A 21,550-nucleotide genomic window follows, 5' to 3' on the forward strand; every position below is an offset into this window, starting at 1 on the left:
GACAAGAGGCCCTCCGACGGTCCTTCATTGAGGGCGTGGTGGGGGCACCCCCGGCCGAGGGCCGGGGACAGGTCGCATCGGCAGGAGGTTCGCCATCAGAATTCTGATCGTCGGCGGCGGCTGCGCCGGGATGTCCACCGCGCTGCACCTCCAGCGCGGCCTGCGCGAACGGCTGCGCCGGGGCGAGGCGGAGATCACCGTGGTCGAACCGCAGTCCTACTTGACGTACCACCCCTTGCTCGCCGAGGTCGCGGCCGGCTCGATCGACCCCCGCCACGTGGTCGTCCCGCTGCGGCGGGCCCTGCCGGACTGCCGGGTGCTCACCGCCCGGATCACCCGGATCGAGCACGGCACCCGCCGCGCCTGGGCCGACGCCGCCGCCCGCGGGGAACCGCCCGCCCCGGTCGAGCTCGACTACGACGTCCTGGTGGTGGCCCCCGGCTCGGTCTCCCGGACGGCGCCGGTGCCCGGGCTGGCCGAGCACGGGCTGGGGTTCTCCACCGTCGGCGAGGCGGTGAGCCTGCGCAACCACGTACTGGAACAGCTCGACCTGGCCTCCGCGACCCGGGACCCGGCCCTGCGCCAGGCCGCGCTCACCTTCGTCTTCGTCGGCGCGGGCTACGCCGGCGTCGGCGCGCTCGCCGAACTGGAGGACATGGCGCGCACCGCGGTCCGCGGCTATCACAACATCAGCCCCGGGGACCTGCGCTGGGTCCTGGTCGAGGCCACCGACCGGATCCTCGCCGAGGAGTCGCCTGAGCTGGCCGCGCACACCCTGGCCGAACTGCGCGAGCGCAGCGTCGACGTCCGCCTGGGCACCAGGCTGGAGTCGGCTGCCGACCGGGTGATGGCGCTCTCCGACGGCAGCCGGTTCGCCGCCCGGACCCTGGTCTGGACCGCCGGGGTGCGCCCGTCCCCGCTGCTGCGCGACACCGACCTGCCGCTGGACACCGCCGGCCGGATCCGCTGTCTGGCCACCCTCCAGGCGGTCGGCCCGGACGGGCGGGCGCTGCCCGGGGTCTGGGCCGCCGGGGACTGCGCCGCCGTTCCCGACCCGCACGCGGACGGGGCGCCCTGCGCGCCCAACGCCCAGCACGCCTTCGCCCAGGCCGAGCTGCTCGCCGCCAACGTGCTCGTCGCCCTGGAGGGCGGCCCGCGCGCCGAGGGCATCGTCGAGTACCGGCCGGACCGCGCGGCCTGCTCGACCTCGCTGGGCCTGGGCCGCGCGGTCGCCCACACCAGCGGGGGCGGCCGGCTCACCGGCCGTCGCGCCTGGTGGCTGCACCGGGCCCGGCACCTGCGCCGGCTGCCGAGCGCGGACCGGCGGGTGCGGGTGCTGATGGACTGGGTGCTCGGCGGGCTGTTCTCCCGGGAGGTGGTCTCGCTCGGGACGGTGGAGCACCCGCGTTCGGAGTTCGAGGCCGGCTTCGGCAAGGGCGGCGCCGACGACCGGCCGACCTGAGGGCGGCGCCGGCGGCCGGCTGTGACCGACAAGACGGCCGCGCCCAGCGCGCGCGACTTCCGGAATCGGGCCTCCGCCTGACAGGATCGGCCCGACCGAGTCATTACCCGGTGTGGCAGTCCGCACACAAAAAGTGATGATATGCCTGGTAAACGAGGAAGCGGCCGTCGTTTGAACCTCATGCGCTGGAGCGCCCGGCTCACCGGAGCCCCGTGGCGGACCGCCCCGCCCGCTGGGCGCGGCACCGACCAGGGCACGCCGTCCGGCGACGGCGTGGTCGTCCCCAGCCCCCGCGACCCCACCAGCCTCGTCAGCCCCACCGAGGTGCTCGATCCGCAGCGGCCCCAGGACCTGCGCGAGGTGCTGAACCGCATTCCCGCCCCGGTCGCCGTCACCTACGGCCCGCTGCACCAGCTCGGCTACGCCAACCGCGCCTACCGCGAACTCTTCGGCGACCGGCCCATCGGCCTGCCCGCCTGCGAGGCACTGCCCGAGCTCGGCACCATGGGCGTCCTGCCGCTGATGGACCAGGTCATCCGCGGCGGCAGCCCGCGCAGCGTCAAGGCCCGTTGCATCCTCGGGCTCACCGGCAACCGCTACTACAACGTCTCCTGCGTCCCGCTCAGCCGGCACGAGAGCCGGACCGAGAGCAGGGTGGACGGCCGGCGCGAGAACAGGGCCGAGGGCCGGACCGAGGTGGTGGAGGGCGAGGAGCCGAGGGACGCGCTGCCCGCCGGCGTCCTCATCTTCGCCGCCGAGGTCACCGACCAGGTGCTCGCCGCCACCCGGCTGCGCGAGGCCGAACGCCGCCAGCGCGAGGCCGCCGTCACCCTCCAGCGGAGCCTGCTCCCCCAGAAGCTCGACCAGCCGGCCGACCTCCGGGTCGCCGCCACCTACCAGCCCGGTGGCGCGGAGGCCGCGGTCGGCGGTGACTGGTACGACGTCATCGCCATCGACGGCGGCCGCACCGCGCTGGTCATCGGCGACGTGATGGGGCGCGGCCTGCGCGCCGCCGCCGTGATGGGCCAGCTCCGCACCGCCGTCCGCGCCTACGCCCGGCTCGACCTGCCGCCGCACGAGGTGATGCGCCTGCTCGACGGCCTCGCGATGGAGATCGACGCCAACCAGATCGCCACCTGCACCTACGCGGTCTGGGACCCAGCGCGCCACGCCCTCACCTACGCCTCCGCAGGACACCTGCCGATGCTGCTCCGCTGCCCCGACGGCACCATCCTGCGCAGCGAGGAGCAGAACGGCCCGCCCCTGGGCACCGGCGGCGGCGTCCACCTCTCCCACACCCTGCGGCTGCTCCCCGGCACCACCGGCGTCCTCTATACGGACGGTCTGGTGGAGCGCCGGGACGAGGACATCGACCAGGGCCTCGACCTGCTCGCCCGGACGCTCGCCGGGGCCGCCGGCGCTCCCGAGGTGATCTGTGCCCGGCTGCTCCGGGCCATGGGCGTCAGTTCGGACCACGACGACGACGTCGCCATCCTGGCCTTCCAGCTGCCGGCCGAGGAGAGCCTGCCCGCCCTCCCGGAGCTGGGAGCGGCGCTTGACTCGACCCCCTGACAGGTCTAGTGTTCTTCGAGCTGCCTGGCTGGGAGCACCGGACACGTATCAACGCGGACGGTCCCGAGGCGGCCAATCCCTGGAAACACCATTTCGGCTCGGTCTGGGCTGCACGCTGTCGTATTGACGGTGCCGCTCATGCCTTATTCGTCATGCCTGTTTATATGGATTGCGGCCGGATTCGCCTTTCGGGGCGGGGATCGGCTAGAGTTTGAAACGTCGGACAGGGCGTCAAGCCCGGGAAGACACCAGCGAGTTGGATGAACGAAGCGCCGGAAACGGAGCGGAAAACATCTGGTAAGCTGGGAACACGAAAGAACGAAGCGCCCGGAGGGCCCGCTGGAAGGCGGTCCGAAGGAAGTGTCCGTTCCTTGAGAACTCAACAGCGTGCCAAAAGTCAACGCCAGATATGTTGACATCCCCGGCCTTGGTCCTTGTGATCGGGGTTGGAGATTCCTTTATGAAGTAAACACTAGCGAGGACGCAGTGCGCGGGGCCGCCCTATTCCGGTGGTTGCCGTGCCGCTCGACGCGAGTGCGGCCCGATTACGGGCAGACATTCACGGAGAGTTTGATCCTGGCTCAGGACGAACGCTGGCGGCGTGCTTAACACATGCAAGTCGAACGGTGAAGCCCTTCGGGGTGGATCAGTGGCGAACGGGTGAGTAACACGTGGGCAATCTGCCCTGCACTCTGGGACAAGCCCTGGAAACGGGGTCTAATACCGGATATGACCTTCCTCCGCATGGGGGTGGGTGTAAAGCTCCGGCGGTGCAGGATGAGCCCGCGGCCTATCAGCTTGTTGGTGGGGTAATGGCCTACCAAGGCGACGACGGGTAGCCGGCCTGAGAGGGCGACCGGCCACACTGGGACTGAGACACGGCCCAGACTCCTACGGGAGGCAGCAGTGGGGAATATTGCACAATGGGCGAAAGCCTGATGCAGCGACGCCGCGTGAGGGATGACGGCCTTCGGGTTGTAAACCTCTTTCAGCAGGGAAGAAGCGCAAGTGACGGTACCTGCAGAAGAAGCACCGGCTAACTACGTGCCAGCAGCCGCGGTAATACGTAGGGTGCGAGCGTTGTCCGGAATTATTGGGCGTAAAGAGCTCGTAGGCGGCCTGTCGCGTCGGATGTGAAAGCCCGGGGCTTAACCCCGGGTCTGCATTCGATACGGGCAGGCTAGAGTGTGGTAGGGGAGATCGGAATTCCTGGTGTAGCGGTGAAATGCGCAGATATCAGGAGGAACACCGGTGGCGAAGGCGGATCTCTGGGCCATTACTGACGCTGAGGAGCGAAAGCGTGGGGAGCGAACAGGATTAGATACCCTGGTAGTCCACGCCGTAAACGTTGGGAACTAGGTGTTGGCGACATTCCACGTCGTCGGTGCCGCAGCTAACGCATTAAGTTCCCCGCCTGGGGAGTACGGCCGCAAGGCTAAAACTCAAAGGAATTGACGGGGGCCCGCACAAGCAGCGGAGCATGTGGCTTAATTCGACGCAACGCGAAGAACCTTACCAAGGCTTGACATATACCGGAAACGGCTAGAGATAGTCGCCCCCTTGTGGTCGGTATACAGGTGGTGCATGGTTGTCGTCAGCTCGTGTCGTGAGATGTTGGGTTAAGTCCCGCAACGAGCGCAACCCTTGTTCTGTGTTGCCAGCATGCCTTTCGGGGTGATGGGGACTCACAGGAGACTGCCGGGGTCAACTCGGAGGAAGGTGGGGACGACGTCAAATCATCATGCCCCTTATGTCTTGGGCTGCACACGTGCTACAATGGTCGGTACAAAGGGCTGCGATGCCGCGAGGCGGAGCGAATCCCAAAAAGCCGGCCTCAGTTCGGATTGGGGTCTGCAACTCGACCCCATGAAGTTGGAGTTGCTAGTAATCGCAGATCAGCATGCTGCGGTGAATACGTTCCCGGGCCTTGTACACACCGCCCGTCACGTCACGAAAGTCGGTAACACCCGAAGCCGGTGGCCTAACCCGTAAGGGGAGGAGCCGTCGAAGGTGGGACCAGCGATTGGGACGAAGTCGTAACAAGGTAGCCGTACCGGAAGGTGCGGCTGGATCACCTCCTTTCTAAGGAGCACATGGCCGCTTGCAGGCGAATGTTCTGCACGGTCGCTCATGGGTGGAACGTTGACTATTCGGCACACTGGGTTGGCATCCGTTAGTACTGCTTCGGCGTGGAAGACGGATTGTTGATCGGGTGTGTCGGGCACGTTGTTGGGTCCTGAGGGAACGGCCGTATGGTCGTTGCTTCAGAGATGCCGGTCTCATGCGAGGCGGTCTTCGGATCGTTGAGTGTGGGTGACTGGTCGTTGTTTGAGAACTGCACAGTGGACGCGAGCATCTGTGGCCAAGTTTTTAAGGGCGCACGGTGGATGCCTTGGCACCAGGAACCGATGAAGGACGTGGGAGGCCACGATAGTCCCCGGGGAGCCGTCAACCAGGCTTTGATCCGGGGGTTTCCGAATGGGGAAACCCGGCAGTCGTCATGGGCTGTCACCCATACCTGAACACATAGGGTATGTGGAGGGAACGCGGGGAAGTGAAACATCTCAGTACCCGCAGGAAGAGAAAACAACCGTGATTCCGGGAGTAGTGGCGAGCGAAACCGGATGAGGCTAAACCGCGATGGTGTGAGACCCGGCAGGGGTTGCCATCGCGGGGTCGTGGGATTCTTCTTGATCGGTCTGCCGGCCGGTCGACGAGTCAGAAACCGTATGGGTAGTCGAAGGACATGCGAAAGGTCCGGCGTAGAGGGTAAGACCCCCGTAGACGAAATCTGTACGGCTCGTTTGGAGAACACCCAAGTAGCACGGGGCCCGAGAAATCCCGTGTGAATCTGGCGGGACCACCCGCTAAGCCTAAATATTCCCTGGTGACCGATAGCGGATAGTACCGTGAGGGAATGGTGAAAAGTACCGCGGGAGCGGAGTGAAATAGTACCTGAAACCGTGTGCCTACAAGCCGTGGGAGCGTCGTTATGGTCTTCGGACCATGGCCGTGACTGCGTGCCTTTTGAAGAATGAGCCTGCGAGTTTGCGGTGTGTAGCGAGGTTAACCCGTGTGGGGTAGCCGTAGCGAAAGCGAGTCCGAATAGGGCGATACAGTTGCATGCCCAAGACCCGAAGCGGAGTGATCTAGCCATGGGCAGGTTGAAGCGGAGGTAAGACTTCGTGGAGGACCGAACCCACCAGGGTTGAAAACCTGGGGGATGACCTGTGGTTAGGGGTGAAAGGCCAATCAAACTCCGTGATAGCTGGTTCTCCCCGAAATGCATTTAGGTGCAGCGTCACGTGTTTCTTGCCGGAGGTAGAGCACTGGATAGGCGATGGGCCTCACCGGGTTACTGACCTTAGCCAAACTCCGAATGCCGGTAAGTGAGAGCGTGGCAGTGAGACTGTGGGGGATAAGCTCCATGGTCGAGAGGGAAACAGCCCAGAACACCGACTAAGGTCCCTAAGCGTGTGCTAAGTGGGAAAGGATGTGGAGTCGCAGAGACAACCAGGAGGTTGGCTTAGAAGCAGCCACCCTTGAAAGAGTGCGTAATAGCTCACTGGTCAAGTGATTCCGCGCCGACAATGTAGCGGGGCTCAAGCACATCACCGAAGTCGTGTCATTGCAGCATATAGGGCCAACGCCTGCTGTGATGGGTAGGGGAGCGTCGTGTGCCGGGTGAAGCGGCGGTGGAAACCAGTCGTGGACGGTACACGAGTGAGAATGCAGGCATGAGTAGCGATACAAGAGTGAGAAACTCTTGCGCCGATTGACCAAGGGTTCCTGGGTCAAGCTGATCTGCCCAGGGTAAGTCGGGACCTAAGGCGAGGCCGACAGGCGTAGTCGATGGACAACGGGTTGATATTCCCGTACCCGCTTTGAAGCGCCAACGTCGAACCAGGTGATGCTAAAGCCGTGAAGCCGGCCCGGAGTCTTCGGACAAAGGGACGTGGTGGAGCCGCTGGCCCAAGTCTGTAGTAGGTGAGCGATGGGGTGACGCAGGAAGGTAGTCCAGCCCGGGCGGTGGTTGTCCCGGGGTAAGGGTGTAGGCCGAGTGATAGGCAAATCCGTCACTCATTAAGGCTGAGACCTGATGCCGAGCCGATTGTGGTGAAGTGGATGATCCTATGCTGTCGAGAAAAGCCTCTAGCGAGTTTCATGGCGGCCCGTACCCCAAACCGACTCAGGTGGTCAGGTAGAGAATACCGAGGCGTTCGGGTGAACTATGGTTAAGGAACTCGGCAAAATGCCCCCGTAACTTCGGGAGAAGGGGGGCCATTCCTGGTGATGAGTCTTGCACTCTGAGCTGGGGGTGGCCGCAGAGACCAGCGAGAAGCGACTGTTTACTAAAAACACAGGTCCGTGCGAAGCCGTAAGGCGATGTATACGGACTGACGCCTGCCCGGTGCTGGAACGTTAAGGGGACCGGTTAGCTTGGATTCGTCCGGGCGAAGCTGAGAACTTAAGCGCCAGTAAACGGCGGTGGTAACTATAACCATCCTAAGGTAGCGAAATTCCTTGTCGGGTAAGTTCCGACCTGCACGAATGGCGTAACGACTTCTCGACTGTCTCAACCATAGGCCCGGTGAAATTGCATTACGAGTAAAGATGCTCGTTTCGCGCAGCAGGACGGAAAGACCCCGGGACCTTTACTATAGCTTGATATTGGTGTTCGGTTCGGCTTGTGTAGGATAGGTGGGAGACTTTGAAGCAGCAACGCCAGTTGTTGTGGAGTCGTCGTTGAAATACCACTCTGGTCGTGCTGGATGTCTAACCTGGGTCCGTGATCCGGATCAGGGACAGTGTCTGGTGGGTAGTTTAACTGGGGCGGTTGCCTCCTAAAGAGTAACGGAGGCGCCCAAAGGTTCCCTCAGCCTGGTTGGCAATCAGGTGTTGAGTGTAAGTGCACAAGGGAGCTTGACTGTGAGACTGACGGGTCGAGCAGGGACGAAAGTCGGGACTAGTGATCCGGCGGTGGCTTGTGGAAGCGCCGTCGCTCAACGGATAAAAGGTACCCCGGGGATAACAGGCTGATCTTCCCCAAGAGTCCATATCGACGGGATGGTTTGGCACCTCGATGTCGGCTCGTCGCATCCTGGGGCTGGAGTAGGTCCCAAGGGTTGGGCTGTTCGCCCATTAAAGCGGTACGCGAGCTGGGTTTAGAACGTCGTGAGACAGTTCGGTCCCTATCCGCTGTGCGCGTAGGAGTGTTGAGAAGGGCTGTCCCTAGTACGAGAGGACCGGGACGGACGAACCTCTGGTGTGCCAGTTGTCCTGCCAAGGGCATGGCTGGTTGGCTACGTTCGGGAGGGATAACCGCTGAAAGCATCTAAGCGGGAAGCCTGCTTCGAGATGAGCACTCCCACCTCCTTGAGAGGGTAAGGCTCCCAGTAGACGACTGGGTTGATAGGCCGGATATGGAAGCCTCGTAAGGGGTGGAGTTGACCGGTACTAATAGGCCGAGGGCTTGTCCTCAGTTGCTCGCGTCCACTGTGTTGTTCTGAAACAACGACCCCCATGACATGGCCTGTCGTGGGTGCGGTTGATAGTTTCATAGTGTTTCGGTGGTCATAGCGTGAGGGAAACGCCCGGTTACATTCCGAACCCGGAAGCTAAGCCTCACAGCGCCGATGGTACTGCAGGGGGGACCCTGTGGGAGAGTAGGACGCCGCCGAACAATCATTCCAAAGAACCCCCCGGTCCGTAAGGATCGGGGGGTTCTTTGCGTTTCCCTTGACGTATCGTCAGAGCATGGACGATCAGGACGCGCAGCAGGAACGGGTCTACGAGGGAACGCCGGCGACCGGCGAGGGGGCGGTCGTCGCGCGCGAGGTGCTCCGGCCGGAGGCGCGCGACGGTGCGCTGCGCGTGCTGACGGAGGCCCAGGCGGTGGACGGCCGTGCCGCGGTCTCCGAGCAGGGGCGTCTGCGGCTCCGCTCCTCGGACACGGCCCGCCCGGGAGTCGTCCACTTCGTCCAGCGGGCAGCAGATCCGGCACAGCCGGTGGACGACGTCGTCGGCTACGCACAGCTGGAACTCCCCCAGGGCGACCCGGCCGGCGCCAACCCGTCGGCCGAGCTCGTGGTGGCGCCGGCCGCCAGGGGCCGCGGCTTCGGCCGCCCGCTGCTGGACGCGGTACTGACCGAGGCACATCGGGCCGGCCGCGACCACGTCGACGTCTGGGTGCACGGCGGGCACCCGGCGGCCCGCCACCTGGCCGGGAAGTACGGCGCCGAGCTGGTCCGCGAGCTGCGGCAGATGCGCCGCACCGGTCCGCAGACCGAGGCGGTCGCCCTCCCGGACGGCATCGAGCTGCGGACCTTCCGCCCCGGCGAGGACGACGCCGAGTGGCTGCGGCTGAACGCGGTGGCCTTCGCGCACCACCCGGAGCAGGGCTCCTGGACCGAGCAGGACCTCGCGGACCGGCTGGCCGAGCCGTGGTTCGATCCGGCGGGCTTCTTCCTCGCGACCCGCGGCGGCCGGGCGGTCGGCTTCCACTGGACCAAGGTGCACCCGGCGGCCGCCACCGAGCCGGCCCTCGGTGAGGTGTACGTGGTCGGCGTGGACCCGGCGGAACAGGGCAGCGGCCTCGGCCGTGCGCTGACCGCGGCCGGCCTGCGTCACCTGACCGGCGGCGGACCGGGCGAGCGAGGGCTGGAGACGGTCCTGCTCTACGTGGATGCGGACAACCCGGCCGCCGTGCGCGTCTACGAACGACTGGGTTTCACCGTCCACGAGGTCGACCTGATGTACCGCGTCCAGTACCGCGGGCCCGCAGCAGCCGAATGAGACCGGCCGAATGAGACCGGCCGAGCGACCCCGCGCGCCGGTGTCGTACCGCGACCGGGCCGCCACCCGATCGCAGTAGGGTTGATCGCGCGCGGGTACCCGTCGGCAGACACGGAACCACGGTCCGGTGCGGCGCCGGGACGGCATAGCGGACAGTCGGGGCCGAAGCAACGGGTGGGCCGCCAAGCCCCGGCTCCGACCGATTCAGCTTTCCTCCTGGCCATGCGGTGTTTACCGTGGATTCAATTGCTGCCGCGAAGATCACAGGATGAAGTCCGTAGTGTCTCGCTCGTGCAGCGTCGGCGACGCCTGCCGGCCGGTCCCGTGTTGACCGCGCCGGGTGGGTGGGCGTTGGCGCTGGGCGAGGACGACGGCCCGCAGAGCCTTTCCCGTCCGGACGCCGTCCTGCTGGAGGAGCTGGAGCCCATGAGCATCCCCCGCCCTGTCTCTGCCCCGCTGTCCCCTCCGGCCCGGATGTCCAGTGCGCTGGGGATACCGCCGGAGCTTCCGGCCGCGGACGACGAGTTGTTCGACGAACTGCCCCAGGGCCGTTTCCTGGACCGCGAGCGCAGCTGGCTCGCGTTCAACGAGCGGGTGCTGGAACTGGCGGAGGATCCGCAGATCCCGCTGCTGGAGCGGACCAAGTTCCTCGCGATCTTCGCGAGCAACCTGGACGAGTTCTTCATGGTCCGGGTGGCCGGCCTGAAGCGCCGGATCGCCACCGGGGTGGCCCAGCGCAGTGCCTCCGGCCTCCAGCCGCGCGAGGTGCTGGACCTCATCTGGACCCGTTCGCGCGAGCTGATGGCGCGGCACGCCGCCGCCTGCCAGCAGGAGGTCCTGCCGGACCTCGCGAGCGAGGGCATCGAGCTGGTCCGCTGGCCCGAGCTGGCCGAGAAGGAGCAGGCCCGCCTGCACACCCTGTTCCGACAGAAGATCTTCCCGGTGCTCACCCCGCTGGCGGTGGACCCGGCCCACCCGTTCCCCTACATATCGGGACTCTCCCTCAACCTCGCCGTGGTGGTGCGCAACCCGGTCTCCGGGCACAAGCACTTCGCCCGGGTGAAGGTGCCGCAGTCCCTGGCCCGCTTCCTGGAGGCCTCCCCCCAGCGCTACGTGCCGCTGGAGGACGTCATGGGCGCCCATCTGGAGGAGCTCTTCCCGGGGATGGAGGTGCTCGCGCACCACGCCTTCCGGGTCACCAGGAACGAGGACCTGGAGGTCGAGGAGGACGACACCGAGAACATCCTCAAAGCCCTGGAGAAGGAGCTCATGCGGCGGCGCTTCGGCCCGCCGGTGCGGCTGGAGGTCGAGGAGTCGATCGACCCCTACATCCTGGACCTGCTGGTGCGGGAGCTGAACATCACCGAGGCGGAGGTCTTCCCGCTGCCCGGTCCGCTCGACCTCACCGGTCTGTTCGGCATCGCCGACCTGGACCGCCCCGAGCTGAAGTACCCGAAGTTCGTCGCGGGTACGGCGCGCGGTCTGACCGACGTCGAGTCGGCCTCGCAGCCGGACATCTTCGCCGCGATGCGCGAGCGGGAGGTCCTGCTGCACCACCCGTACGACAGCTTCTCGACCTCGGTGCAGGCCTTCCTGGAGCAGGCCGCGGGCGACCCGGACGTGCTGGCGATCAAGCAGACGCTGTACCGGACCTCCGGTGACTCGCCGATCGTGGACGCGCTGATCGACGCCGCCGAGTCGGGCAAGCAGGTGCTGGTGCTGGTCGAGATCAAGGCGCGCTTCGACGAGCAGGCCAACATCAAGTGGGCCCGCAAGCTGGAGGAGTCCGGCTGCCACGTGGTCTACGGCCTGGTCGGGCTGAAGACGCACTGCAAGCTGTCCCTGGTGGTCCGCCAGGAGGGCGACACCCTGCGCCGCTACTCGCACGTCGGCACCGGCAACTACCACCCGAAGACGGCCCGGCTGTACGAGGACATCGGGCTGCTGACCTCGGACCCGCAGGTCGGCGCGGACCTCTCGGACCTCTTCAACCGGCTCTCCGGCTACTCGCGCCGCGAGTCCTACCGGCGGCTGCTGACCGCGCCGCGCGGCCTGCGGGACGGGCTGATCTCCCGGATCCACAACGAGATCGCCCATCACCGGGCCGGCCGTCCGGCGTTCGTGAAGATCAAGGTCAACTCGATCGTCGACGAGGCCGTGATCGACGCGCTCTACCGGGCCTCCCAGGCCGGAGTACCGGTGGACGTCTGGGTGCGCGGGATCTGCGCGATCCGCCCGGGTGTGCCGGGGCTGAGCGAGAACATCCGGGTGCGCAGCGTCCTCGGGCGGTTCCTGGAGCACTCGCGGATCTTCGTCTTCGGCAACAACGGGGACCCGGAGGTGTGGATCGGCAGCGCCGACATGATGCACCGCAACCTGGACCGCCGGATCGAGGCGCTGATGCGGATCACCGACCCGGCGCACCGGGCCGAGCTGTCCGGGCTGATCGACCTGGGAGTGTCGGACGAGACCGAGTCCTGGCACCTCGGGCCGGACGGCGCCTGGACCCGTCACGCCCAGGACGCCGAGGGCAAGCCGCTGCGACACGTCCAGGACCTGCTCATCGACTCGCGCCAGCGCCGCCGCGCCGCCACCGCCCGCTGACCGCGAGCCGCCGCCACGACCCATGGAGCGACCCACCGGGGCGAGCCGCCGACACGGGCCGCCCAGCGTCGGGATCCGCTGCGGCGGTCGGCCACCAGCCCCGGGGGACGGCTCCGGGGGAACGGGGATCTACCTAGTCATGACCGATGCGCCGATGACGGCCCAGACGGCCTCCACCGCGACCGCCGGGGACATCCTCTCCAGCCATCTCACGGCCCAGGCCGGGGCGTTCCTGCGGGCGCTGCCGATGGCCGTGGGCGAGGTCGGCGCCAGACCGGGGGCGGCCGTCGTCCCGTCCACCGGCACGGCCGGACTGCTGCGGGCGGTACGGCGGATCGGCGGGCTGCTGCACACCTTCGGCGGGTCCTTCGACCAGGCCTGGGCGCAGGAGTCGCGCACCGAGCTGCGCTGGCTGCTGAACCTGCTGGCGCTGGAGCCGGGGTACGTCCGCCGGTCGGCCCGGCTGCTGGGCGCGCTGGACGCGCTGACCGGCAGCGAGGCGGACGGTCCCGGCATGCTGGCCGGCCACGCCGGGGCGCCGAAGGCGCGGGCGCTGCTCGACCGCCAGCTGACGCTGGCCCGGACCAGGGCGCACTCGACCGTGCTGCAGGAGCTCCGTTCGGCGCGGCTGCACGCGCTGGCGGACCGGATGACGCTGCTGGTCGCCGAGGCGCCGCTGCTGGAGACGGCGGACGGCCGGGCCGGCGCGGTGCTGCTGCCGCAGGCGGCGACGGCGTTCGGCGCGCTGACGGCGAGCGCCCAGCAGCTGCCGCTGCGGCGGGCGGCCACCCCGTACGGCGGGGACGGTCTGCGCCGGCTCGGCGCGGTGCCGGCGGCCCGGGGCGCGATGGACGCCGACGCGGCGCTGGCGGCGGACGACGCGCCGTGGCACCGGGTGCGGATCCTGGTGAATCGGGCCCGCTACGCGCTGGAGGTGTGCGGCCTTCCGGCAGCCGAGCTGGACGCGCTGGACGAGGTGCTGCGCCGGCACCAGGAGGCGGCCGACGCGGCGGTCACCGCGGCCACGGCGGCGCGGACGCCGAGGATCACACCCGCGACCGCCTACGTGCTCGGCGTGGTGCATGCTGATCAACGACTGGAGGTGGAGGCGGCACGGTACGCCTTCGGCCGCCGGTGGCCCGAACTCCCGCCGGGCCTGGACGGCTGGCTGGAGATCCCCCCTGCCGAGGGCAGGGGGTACACCCCCGCACCCCGGACGGCATGACGTGCACCACCGCCTGAGCACCGAGCGGGCCCACGGCTCGACCATCAGCAGCCCGCGGCCCGGGCGGGGGCCGGTGGTGCTGGCCGCCGGAGCGGTGCTCTGGCTGCCGGGGCGCCCGAAGAAGAGCGGTCGGCTCGGGCGGCCGCGGATCGCGCTGATCCACCGGCCCAAGTACGACGACTGGAGCCTGCCGAAGGGCAAGCTCGACCCGGGGGAGGGCGTGGTCGAGGCGGCGCTGCGCGAGGTGCGCGAGGAGACCGGGTTCTCCTGCGTGCTGGGGGACGAGCTGCCGACGCAGCACTACCTGGCGCAGGGGCGGCCGAAGGAGGTCCGGTACTGGGCGGCGGTGCCGGCGGCCGGGGAGTTCCGGCCGAACCGGGAGGTGGACCGGCTGGAGTGGCTGCCGGCGGGGAAGGCCAGGGCCAGGCTGACGCACGAGCGCGACCGGGTGCTGGTGGACGCGCTGCTCGGGATGCTCGGCGCGCGGCCGGTCCGGTCCTCGTAGCCGGGCCCGCCCTCCTGGCCGGACCGGTGACGGAACGTCGGCAGTGATCTTCCCGCGCCCTGCTCGTGACGCAACCGTTACTACCTGACGTAGTTTCCTGTCATCCGTCCGAGGTTCACTCCCCGTTCACTTCCGACCGGCTGACGTGTCACTTACCCGGCTTAACTTCGGGGTTACCGGAGGGCCGCACGGGCCCCGGACCACAGCAAAACCCGCGCCCCGCCGTCCTCGTACGGTCCGCGTGCCGGGCAATGCCACAGAAAGGGACACCCCTGTGAAGCTCCAGCGGAACGGCCGCTCCAAGGCCCTCGCCATCGGTGCCATGGCGCTCGTCAGCTCGCTGTCGCTCGCCGCCTGCGGTTCGGACGAGAACAACACCAACGCGTCCGGCGGCAGCGGCTCCGCCTCGGCTCCCGCGATCGCCTGTGGCAGCAAGCCCGCCGCCCTGATCTCCGCGGGTTCCACCGCGCAGGGCAACGCGATCGACGTCTGGAAGAACAACTTCGGCGCCGCGTGCTCCGGCTCCAGCATCAACTACGGCGGCGGCGGCTCGGGCGCGGGTGTCCAGCAGTTCAACCAGGGCAAGATCCAGTTCGCCGGTTCCGACTCGCCGCTGAAGCCGGCCGAGGTCGAGGACAGCAAGAAGGTCTGCACCGGCGGCCAGGGCATCAACCTGCCGCTCGTCGCGGGTCTGATCTCGATCGTCTACAACGTGGACGGCGTCGACAACCTGGTCCTGGACGGCGCGACCACCGCCAAGATCTTCGACTCGCAGATCACCAAGTGGAACGACCCGGCGATCGCCGCGCTGAACCCGGGCGCCAAGCTGCCGGACGCCGACATCCAGGCCGTCCACCGCACGGACGACTCGGGCACCAACGAGAACCTGACCAAGTACTTCGCCAAGGTCTCCAACGGCGCCTGGAGCTACCCGGCCGCCAAGGCCTGGGCCGGCAAGGGCGGCCAGGGCGCGAACGGCTCCGCCGGTGTCGCGGCCCAGGTGAAGCAGGTCAAGAACTCGATCAGCTACGCCGAGCTGTCCTACGCGCAGAGCAACAACCTGAAGAGCGCCGCGATCGCCACCGGCGCCTCCAAGCCGGTCGAGGCCACCGCCGCCAACGCCGCCACCACCTTCGCCAAGGCGAAGATCGCCGGCACCGGCAGCGACCTGGCGCTGACCCTCGACTACGGCACCAAGGAGGAGGGTTCCTACCCGATCGTCCTGGTCACCTACGAGATCGTCTGCGACAAGGGCAACAAGGCCGACACCCTCGACGCGCTGAAGGCGTTCCTGACCTACGCCGCCAGCGACGCCGGTCAGAAGGCGGTCGGCGACACCGGCTACGTCGCGCTCCCGAAGGAGCTGACGGACAAGGTCAACGCGGTCATCCCGACCCTGGCCTGATCCAGCCGAACCTCCGGTGGAGCGGCCCCGTGGACGAGGGGGCCGGGGCCGCTCCGCCGGACAGCACGACTTCGCCATGAGCACGTCCGGGGCACCGCCGCCAGGGTGCCGCCCCCTCGGGGCAGCACCACCAGACCGGAGTAGACCACATGACTTCATCCTCCCCTGCCGCCCCGCGAGGCAGGGAACGCCGCAAGCGTGACAGCCGGCTCGGCGACAAGATCTTCATGAACGCCGCCCGTGGGTCGGGCATCCTGCTGCTGGTCATCATGGCCGCCATCGCAGGCTTCCTGACCTGGCGCGCGGGCATCGCGCTGAGCAAGAACGAGGGCAACTTCCTCACCACCTTCGAGTGGACGCCGGACGCCGCGAAGCCCGTCTTCGGCATCGCCGTCCTGGCGTTCGGCACCATCATCAGCGCGGCGCTCGCGATGGCGATCGCCGTCCCGGTGGCCATCGGGATCGCGCTGTTCATCTCGCACTACGCGCCGCGCCGGATCGCCCAGCCGTTCGCCTACCTGGTGGACCTGCTGGCCGCCGTGCCCAGCATCATCTACGGCCTCTGGGGCGCGCTCTTCCTGGTGCCGCACCTCTACGGGCTGACCAGCTGGCTGGACGAGTACCTCGGCTGGACGTACGTCTTCGACCAGTCCCGGGTCGGCACCGTGCCGCGCACGCTGTTCACCGTGGGCATCCTGCTGGCCATCATGATCCTGCCGATCATCACCGCGGTGACCCGGGAGGTCTTCCGGCAGGTGCCGCGGATGCACGAGGAGGCGGCGCTCGCGCTCGGCGCGACCCGCTGGGAGATGATCCGCACCGCGGTGCTGCCGTTCGGCCGCCCCGGCATCATCTCGGCCTCGATGCTCGGCCTCGGCCGTGCGCTCGGCGAGACCATCGCGGTCGCGGTGGTGCTCTCCTCCAACAACGTCCTCTCGCTCCACCTGCTCGACCCGGGCGGTGGCACCTTCGCGCAGAACATCGCGCTGAAGTTCGCCGAGGCCCAGCCCTTCGGCCGGGACGCGCTGATGGCCTCCGGCCTCGTCCTGTTCGTGATCACCCTCGTGGTGAACGGTGCCGCGCGGCTGATCGTCGCCCGCCGCAAGGAGTACTCGGGGGCCAACGCATGAGCGCCGCGACCACGTCCGTTCCGGCGGACACCCGCCCGGTCGGCCGCCCGCTGACCTCCAACCGCCTGCCCAGGTGGACCCCGGCCGCCGTCGCCGCCGGCTCGATCGCGCTCGGCTGCGGGATCGGCGCGGTCGGCGGGCTGGAGAGCCACCTGCAGTGGGGCCTCATCTCGGCGCTGCTGTTCCTGGGGATCAGCTACGGGCTCGCCGCCCGGGTCGAGGGCCGCCGCCAGGCCAAGGACCGCTTCGCCACCTCGGTGGTCTGGGTCGCCTTCATCCTGGCCGTGGTGCCGCTGGCCGCGCTCACCATCTACACCGTCCAGCAGGGCGCGGAGGTGGTGAACGGCAACTTCCTGACGCACTCGATGAAGGGCGTCCGCTACTCGGGCCCCGGCGGCGGCATCTACCACGCGCTGATCGGCACCATCGAGCAGGTCCTGCTGGCCACCGCGATGGCCGCCCCGATCGGTCTGCTGACCGCCGTCTACCTGGTCGAGTACGGCCGGGGCCGGCTCGCCAAGGCGGTCACCTTCTTCGTCGACGTCATGACGGGTGTCCCGTCGATCGTCGCCGGTCTGTTCATCCTGTCCCTGTGGAACATCGCCCTCGGCTTCTCCTACTCGGGCTTCTCGGGCTCCCTCGCGCTGGCGATCCTGATGATGCCGGTCGTGGTCCGTTCCACCGAGGAGATGCTGAAGCTCGTCCCGAACGAGCTGCGCGAGGCGTCGTACGCCCTCGGCGTGCCGAAGTGGAAGACCATCCTGCGGATCGTCCTCCCCACCGCGATCGGCGGCATCACCACCGGTCTGATGCTCGCGGTCGCCCGCATCACGGGCGAGACCGCCCCGGTGATGATGCTGGTCTTCGGCGCGGACTTCATCAACAGTGACCCGTTCAACGGGCCGCAGCAGTCGCTGCCGATGTACATCTGGCAGCAGTACGCGGTGGTGAACAACGACTACGGCTACGCCCGTGCCTGGGGCGCGGCGCTGGTGCTGATCGCCTTCGTGATGGGGCTCAACCTCATCGCCCGGGGCATCGCACGCTGGCGTTCGCCCAAGGGCGGACGCTGAGCGCCCGACTGACGTACGACCCAGAATTCATTAGCGGCCCCCGGCCGCGGGCGAGAGAAGTAACGATCATGGCCAAGCGCATCGACGTCAGCGGACTGTCCGCCTTCTACGGCACCACCAAGGCCATCGAGGACATCTCGATGAGCATCGAGCCCCGCTCGGTGACGGCCTTCATCGGCCCCTCGGGCTGCGGCAAGTCCACCTTCCTGCGGACCCTCAACCGGATGCACGAGGTGATCCCCGGCGCCCGTGTCGAGGGCAAGGTGCTCCTGGACGACGAGAACCTCTACGGCTCGCACGTCGACCCGGTCGCCGTCCGCCGGGCGGTCGGCATGGTGTTCCAGCGGCCGAACCCGTTCCCGACGATGTCGATCTACGACAACGTGATCGCCGGGCTGAAGCTCGCGGGCGTCCGCAAGAAGTCCGTCCTGGACGGCGTGGTGGAGAAGTCCCTCAAGGGCGCCAACCTGTGGAACGAGGTCAAGGACCGGCTGAACAAGCCGGGTGCCGGCCTCTCCGGCGGTCAGCAGCAGCGCCTCTGCATCGCCCGCGCCATCGCGGTCGAGCCGCAGGTCCTGCTGATGGACGAGCCCTGCTCGGCGCTCGACCCGATCTCCACCCTCGCCATCGAGGACCTGATCGGCGAGCTGAAGTCCCAGTTCACGATCGTGATCGTGACGCACAACATGCAGCAGGCGGCCCGCGTCAGCGACCGCACCGCCTTCTTCAACCTCGCCGGGGTCGGCCAGCCGGGCAAGCTGATCGAGCTGGACGACACCCAGCGGATCTTCTCCAACCCGTCCGTGCAGGCGACCGAGGACTACATCTCCGGCCGCTTCGGCTAGACCGCCCGGAGCCAGAGCTGCTTCGTGGTGCTGCATGGCGGTGCCGCCGCGAAGTATGAGGAAGGGCCCGCCCCCGAGACGTGGGGGCGGGCCCTTGCCATGTCCGCCGTCGCGTCCTGCCCGGCCCGGGGCGTCAGCCCCAGAACAGGTGGACGAACCAGTACATCAGCGCCGCGACGATCGCCGCGGCCGGCATCGTGATGAACCAGCCGAGCACGATGTTCTTCGCGACGCCCCAGCGGACCGCGCGGATCCGCTTGGTGGCGCCCACGCCCATGATCGCCGAGGTGATCACGTGGGTGGTGGAGATCGGCGCCTTGAAGACGAACGAGGTGATGTACATGACCGTCGAGGCGGTGGCCTCGGCGGCGAAGCCCTGCGGCGGGTCCAGCTCGATGATCTTGCGGCCGAGGGTCCGCATGATCCGCCAGCCGCCCGCGTAGGTGCCCAGCGAGAGCATCGTGGCGCAGGAGATCTTCACCCAGACCGGGATGTCACTGCTGTCGTGGTGGCCCGAGATGGTGAGCGCCATGACCACGATGCCCATGGTCTTCTGGGCGTCCTGCAGACCGTGCGCGAGGGCCATGGCGGCGGCCGAGGCGGTCTGCGCGACCCGGAAGTTGCGCTTGGCGCGGTGCGGGTTGGCCCGCCGGAAGATCCACAGGATCGCCAGCATGACGAGGTAGCCGCCGACCAGGCCGACGATCGGCGAGACGATCATCGGGATGACGATCTTGTCGAGGACGCCGCCCCAGATCACCTCGGTGCCGCCGGCCAGGGCCGCCCCGACCATGCCGCCGAACAGCGCGTGGGAGGAGGAGGACGGCAGGCCGAAGTACCAGGTGACCAGGTTCCAGGCGATCGCGCCGACGAGGGCGGCGAACAGGATCGCCATGCCCTGGTTGCCGGTCGGGGTGGCGATGATGCCCTTGGAGACGGTGTGCGCCACGCCGCTGCCGAGGAAGGCGCCGGCCAGGTTCATCACCGCGGCCATCGCGAGCGCGGCCCGCGGGGTGAGGGCCCGGGTGGAGACCGAGGTGGCGATGGCGTTCGCGGAGTCGTGGAAGCCGTTGGTGTAGGTGAAGAAGAACGCAACGCCGAGGACGGCGATGAGTGCAGCCAGGTCCACGGGGGTCAGGACTCCTTGACGGCGATGGTCTCCACCGTGTTGGCGACGTGCTCGAACGCGTCCGCCGCCTCCTCAAGGACGTCCACGACCTGCTTGAGCTTGAGCACCTCGATGGCGTCGTACTGGCCGGAGAACAGGTGGGCGAGCAGCTTGCGGTGGATCTGGTCGGCCTGGTTCTCCAGCCGGTTGACCTCGATCCAGTACTCGGTGAGGTTGGACATGGTGCGCAGGTTCGGCATCGCCTCGGCGGTGAGCTCGGCGGCGCGCGCCAGCACCTCGATCTGCTGTTCGATGCCCTTGGGCAGGGTCTGGATGTCGTAGAGGACGACCAGGTCGACGGCCTCCTCCATGAAGTCCATGATGTCGTCCAGCGACGAGGCGAGGCTGTAGATGTCCTCGCGGTCGAAGGGCGTGATGAACGACGAGTTCAGCTGGTGGAAGACCGCATGGGTGGTGTCGTCCCCGGCGTGCTCGGCGGCGCGCATGCGCTCGACGATCTCCGCGCGGGCCGACACGTCTGATCCCAGCAGCTCCAGCAGGAGCTTCGATCCCACGACGAGGTTCTCCGCGGCCGCGGCGAACATGTCGTAGAAACTCGTCTCCTTCGGGGTCAGGCTAAAACGCACGGAAATCTCCGATGTGCGGGGTAGGGACTGAACGATGCTAGGTGCAACCAAGCGCAATTGCGCAAACGGGGTGGTGCGAGGGGAGGCGGATCCTCCGCTTCCGTTTGGTCGCCGTAGTGGTGCACCCGGCCCGCACACCCATGTGCGGACGTGAGCCCCCAGTCTGACGGAACCTCGCGCGGTTTGCCCCTGCCGTGCGCGCGGAACAGCGGGGTGTGGCCCGGACGGGGGAACCACCCTCCGGCCCGGCCCCGGGGCCCGGCCGGACCCCGCCCGGAGCCCGTCCGGAGCCCGTCCGGGGCCGCTCTGGGGCCCCTCTGGGCCGTGGACCGCGCCGGAGGAACACCACGACCGGCCCCGGTGTTGGACACTGGAGGCCGACGCAGCCACCCAGGCATCCAGACGAAGGCGGGCCGATGACCACGACGGAAGCGCGCACCGACCCGGACCAGGCGCCGGGGGGCGAGCCGCACGGCACCGCCGCCGGGCCGGCCGCTCCGGAGGCGCCCGCACAGCACGGTGGGCACGGCGGACACGGTCCGCACGGGTACAGCGCCCAGAAGGACGCCCACCTCAAGCGCCTGCGCCGGATCGAGGGCCAGATCCGCGGCCTCCAGCGGATGGTCGACGAGGACGTCTACTGCATCGACGTGCTGACCCAGGTGTCGGCCGGTACCAAGGCCCTGCAGTCCTTCGCGCTGTCCCTGCTGGAGGAGCACCTGCGGCACTGCGTCGCCGCGGCCGCCGAGGAGGGCGGCGCCGAGCTGGACGCCAAGGTGGCGGAGGCCACCGCTGCGATCGGCCGGCTGCTGCGCAGCTAGCCCCTCGGCCGGGGGCGGGGGTCTAGGAGCTGCCCTGGCGGCCGGTTCCGGGGCCCGCCGCGGGCCCGGCTCCGGAGCGTCGGCCGGCGCGTCCGGGCGCCCGCTCCTGGGGCGTCCGGTGCCCCGCCTCCGACGGCCGGTCGGCGGCCGCGGCGCCGTCGGGCCGGTCCAGCAGCAGCACCTCGTCGATCCGCTCCGGCGGGAGCCGGTCGCCGTCGCTGGCCGTGGCGGCGATCATCAGCTCGCCGGCCAGGTCGATCTCGTCGAGGGCCGCGTCCTCGTGGCCGCCGCTGCGGCCGCCCGTGGACGACACCACCTGCACCACCCCTTCAGCGCCTCGCCAGCCCGGGCGGCAGCC

At 68.3% G+C, this 21,550-nt stretch carries 13 protein-coding genes, 3 rRNA genes and 1 pseudogene; 14 read left to right on the forward strand and 3 right to left on the reverse strand.

Annotated elements, in window-relative coordinates:
• The first annotated feature begins 94 nt into the window (after positions 1-94).
• From OG618_RS21015 to pstB, 13 genes and pseudogenes are all read left to right on the forward strand, one after another.
• Complete coding sequence (locus OG618_RS21015) at positions 95-1,462, forward strand: NAD(P)/FAD-dependent oxidoreductase (protein ID WP_329492195.1); 1,368 nt, start codon at positions 95-97, stop codon at positions 1,460-1,462.
• Between the two features lie 171 nt (positions 1,463-1,633).
• Positions 1,634-3,022 (forward strand): annotated as a pseudogene (locus tag OG618_RS21020) (PP2C family protein-serine/threonine phosphatase); the annotation flags it as partial.
• A gap of 570 nt (positions 3,023-3,592) precedes the next feature.
• A 16S ribosomal RNA gene (locus tag OG618_RS21025) occupies positions 3,593-5,116 on the forward strand.
• Between the two features lie 278 nt (positions 5,117-5,394).
• Positions 5,395-8,515, forward strand: a 23S ribosomal RNA gene (locus tag OG618_RS21030).
• A gap of 85 nt (positions 8,516-8,600) precedes the next feature.
• A 5S ribosomal RNA gene (gene rrf / locus OG618_RS21035) occupies positions 8,601-8,717 on the forward strand.
• The 16S, 23S and 5S rRNA genes sit together here, the layout of an rRNA operon.
• A 74-nt stretch (positions 8,718-8,791) precedes the next feature.
• On the forward strand, positions 8,792-9,829 hold the full coding sequence (gene mshD, locus OG618_RS21040; RefSeq protein ID WP_329489079.1) for a mycothiol synthase: 1,038 nt from the start codon (positions 8,792-8,794) through the stop codon (positions 9,827-9,829).
• A 426-nt stretch (positions 9,830-10,255) separates the two neighbouring features.
• Positions 10,256-12,433 carry an RNA degradosome polyphosphate kinase gene (locus tag OG618_RS21045; protein WP_329492196.1) on the forward strand — a complete coding sequence of 726 codons (2,178 nt, stop codon included), beginning with the start codon at positions 10,256-10,258 and terminating at the stop codon, positions 12,431-12,433.
• Between the two features lie 139 nt (positions 12,434-12,572).
• Positions 12,573-13,658 carry a CHAD domain-containing protein gene (locus OG618_RS21050; protein WP_329489080.1) on the forward strand — a complete coding sequence of 362 codons (1,086 nt, stop codon included), beginning with the start codon at positions 12,573-12,575 and terminating at the stop codon, positions 13,656-13,658.
• Between the two features lie 43 nt (positions 13,659-13,701).
• Positions 13,702-14,163, forward strand: a complete 462-nt coding sequence (locus OG618_RS21055) for an NUDIX hydrolase (protein WP_380385525.1) — start codon at positions 13,702-13,704, stop codon at positions 14,161-14,163.
• 274 nt (positions 14,164-14,437) lie between these two features.
• Positions 14,438-15,568, forward strand: a complete 1,131-nt coding sequence (gene pstS, locus OG618_RS21060) for a phosphate ABC transporter substrate-binding protein PstS (RefSeq protein ID WP_329489081.1) — start codon at positions 14,438-14,440, stop codon at positions 15,566-15,568.
• 149 nt (positions 15,569-15,717) lie between these two features.
• Positions 15,718-16,698, forward strand: a complete 981-nt coding sequence (gene pstC, locus OG618_RS21065; protein WP_329489082.1) for a phosphate ABC transporter permease subunit PstC — start codon at positions 15,718-15,720, stop codon at positions 16,696-16,698.
• Positions 16,695-17,771 (forward strand): phosphate ABC transporter permease PstA, encoded by a 1,077-nt coding sequence (pstA, locus tag OG618_RS21070; protein WP_329489083.1) that lies wholly within the window; start codon positions 16,695-16,697, stop codon positions 17,769-17,771. The genes pstC and pstA overlap by 4 nt, the downstream gene beginning before the upstream one ends.
• Before the next feature lie 68 nt (positions 17,772-17,839).
• Positions 17,840-18,616 (forward strand): phosphate ABC transporter ATP-binding protein PstB, encoded by a 777-nt coding sequence (gene pstB / locus OG618_RS21075; RefSeq protein ID WP_329489084.1) that lies wholly within the window; start codon positions 17,840-17,842, stop codon positions 18,614-18,616.
• A 133-nt stretch (positions 18,617-18,749) separates the two neighbouring features.
• On the opposite strand, the gene OG618_RS21080 is transcribed toward pstB, so the two are convergent.
• Positions 18,750-19,745: an inorganic phosphate transporter gene (locus tag OG618_RS21080; protein WP_329489085.1), complete on the reverse strand. Its 996-nt coding sequence runs from the start codon at positions 19,743-19,745 to the stop codon at positions 18,750-18,752.
• Between the two features lie 5 nt (positions 19,746-19,750).
• A complete protein-coding gene (locus OG618_RS21085) occupies positions 19,751-20,371 on the reverse strand; it encodes a DUF47 domain-containing protein (protein WP_329489086.1) in 621 nt (206 codons plus the stop codon).
• 416 nt (positions 20,372-20,787) lie between these two features.
• Between OG618_RS21085 and OG618_RS21090 the strand changes: the two genes are divergently transcribed.
• The gene (locus OG618_RS21090) at positions 20,788-21,192 is read left to right on the forward strand and encodes a metal-sensitive transcriptional regulator (protein ID WP_329489087.1); all 405 of its coding nucleotides are present in this window, start codon (positions 20,788-20,790) and stop codon (positions 21,190-21,192) included.
• Positions 21,193-21,214: 22 nt separating this feature from the next.
• Here OG618_RS21090 and OG618_RS21095 read toward each other — a convergent pair whose 3' ends face one another.
• Complete coding sequence (locus OG618_RS21095; RefSeq protein ID WP_442906837.1) at positions 21,215-21,508, reverse strand: hypothetical protein; 294 nt, start codon at positions 21,506-21,508, stop codon at positions 21,215-21,217.
• Positions 21,509-21,550 lie beyond the last annotated feature (42 nt).

The organism is Kitasatospora sp. NBC_01246 (assembly GCF_036226505.1).
In the GTDB taxonomy this organism is placed as follows: Bacteria; Actinomycetota; Actinomycetes; order Streptomycetales; family Streptomycetaceae; genus Kitasatospora.

What these genes read in the sequence shown, in the direction of transcription:
- mshD (WP_329489079.1), top strand. Translation starts at nt 8,792, where the DNA reads ATGGACGATCAGGACGCGCAGCAGGAACGGGTCTACGAGGGAACGCCG.
- OG618_RS21045 (WP_329492196.1), top strand. Translation starts at nt 10,256, where the DNA reads ATGAGCATCCCCCGCCCTGTCTCTGCCCCGCTGTCCCCTCCGGCCCGG.
- OG618_RS21050 (WP_329489080.1), top strand. Translation starts at nt 12,573, where the DNA reads ATGACCGATGCGCCGATGACGGCCCAGACGGCCTCCACCGCGACCGCC.
- pstC (WP_329489082.1), top strand. Translation starts at nt 15,718, where the DNA reads ATGACTTCATCCTCCCCTGCCGCCCCGCGAGGCAGGGAACGCCGCAAG.
- pstA (WP_329489083.1), top strand. Translation starts at nt 16,695, where the DNA reads ATGAGCGCCGCGACCACGTCCGTTCCGGCGGACACCCGCCCGGTCGGC.
- pstB (WP_329489084.1), top strand. Translation starts at nt 17,840, where the DNA reads ATGGCCAAGCGCATCGACGTCAGCGGACTGTCCGCCTTCTACGGCACC.
- OG618_RS21090 (WP_329489087.1), top strand. Translation starts at nt 20,788, where the DNA reads ATGACCACGACGGAAGCGCGCACCGACCCGGACCAGGCGCCGGGGGGC.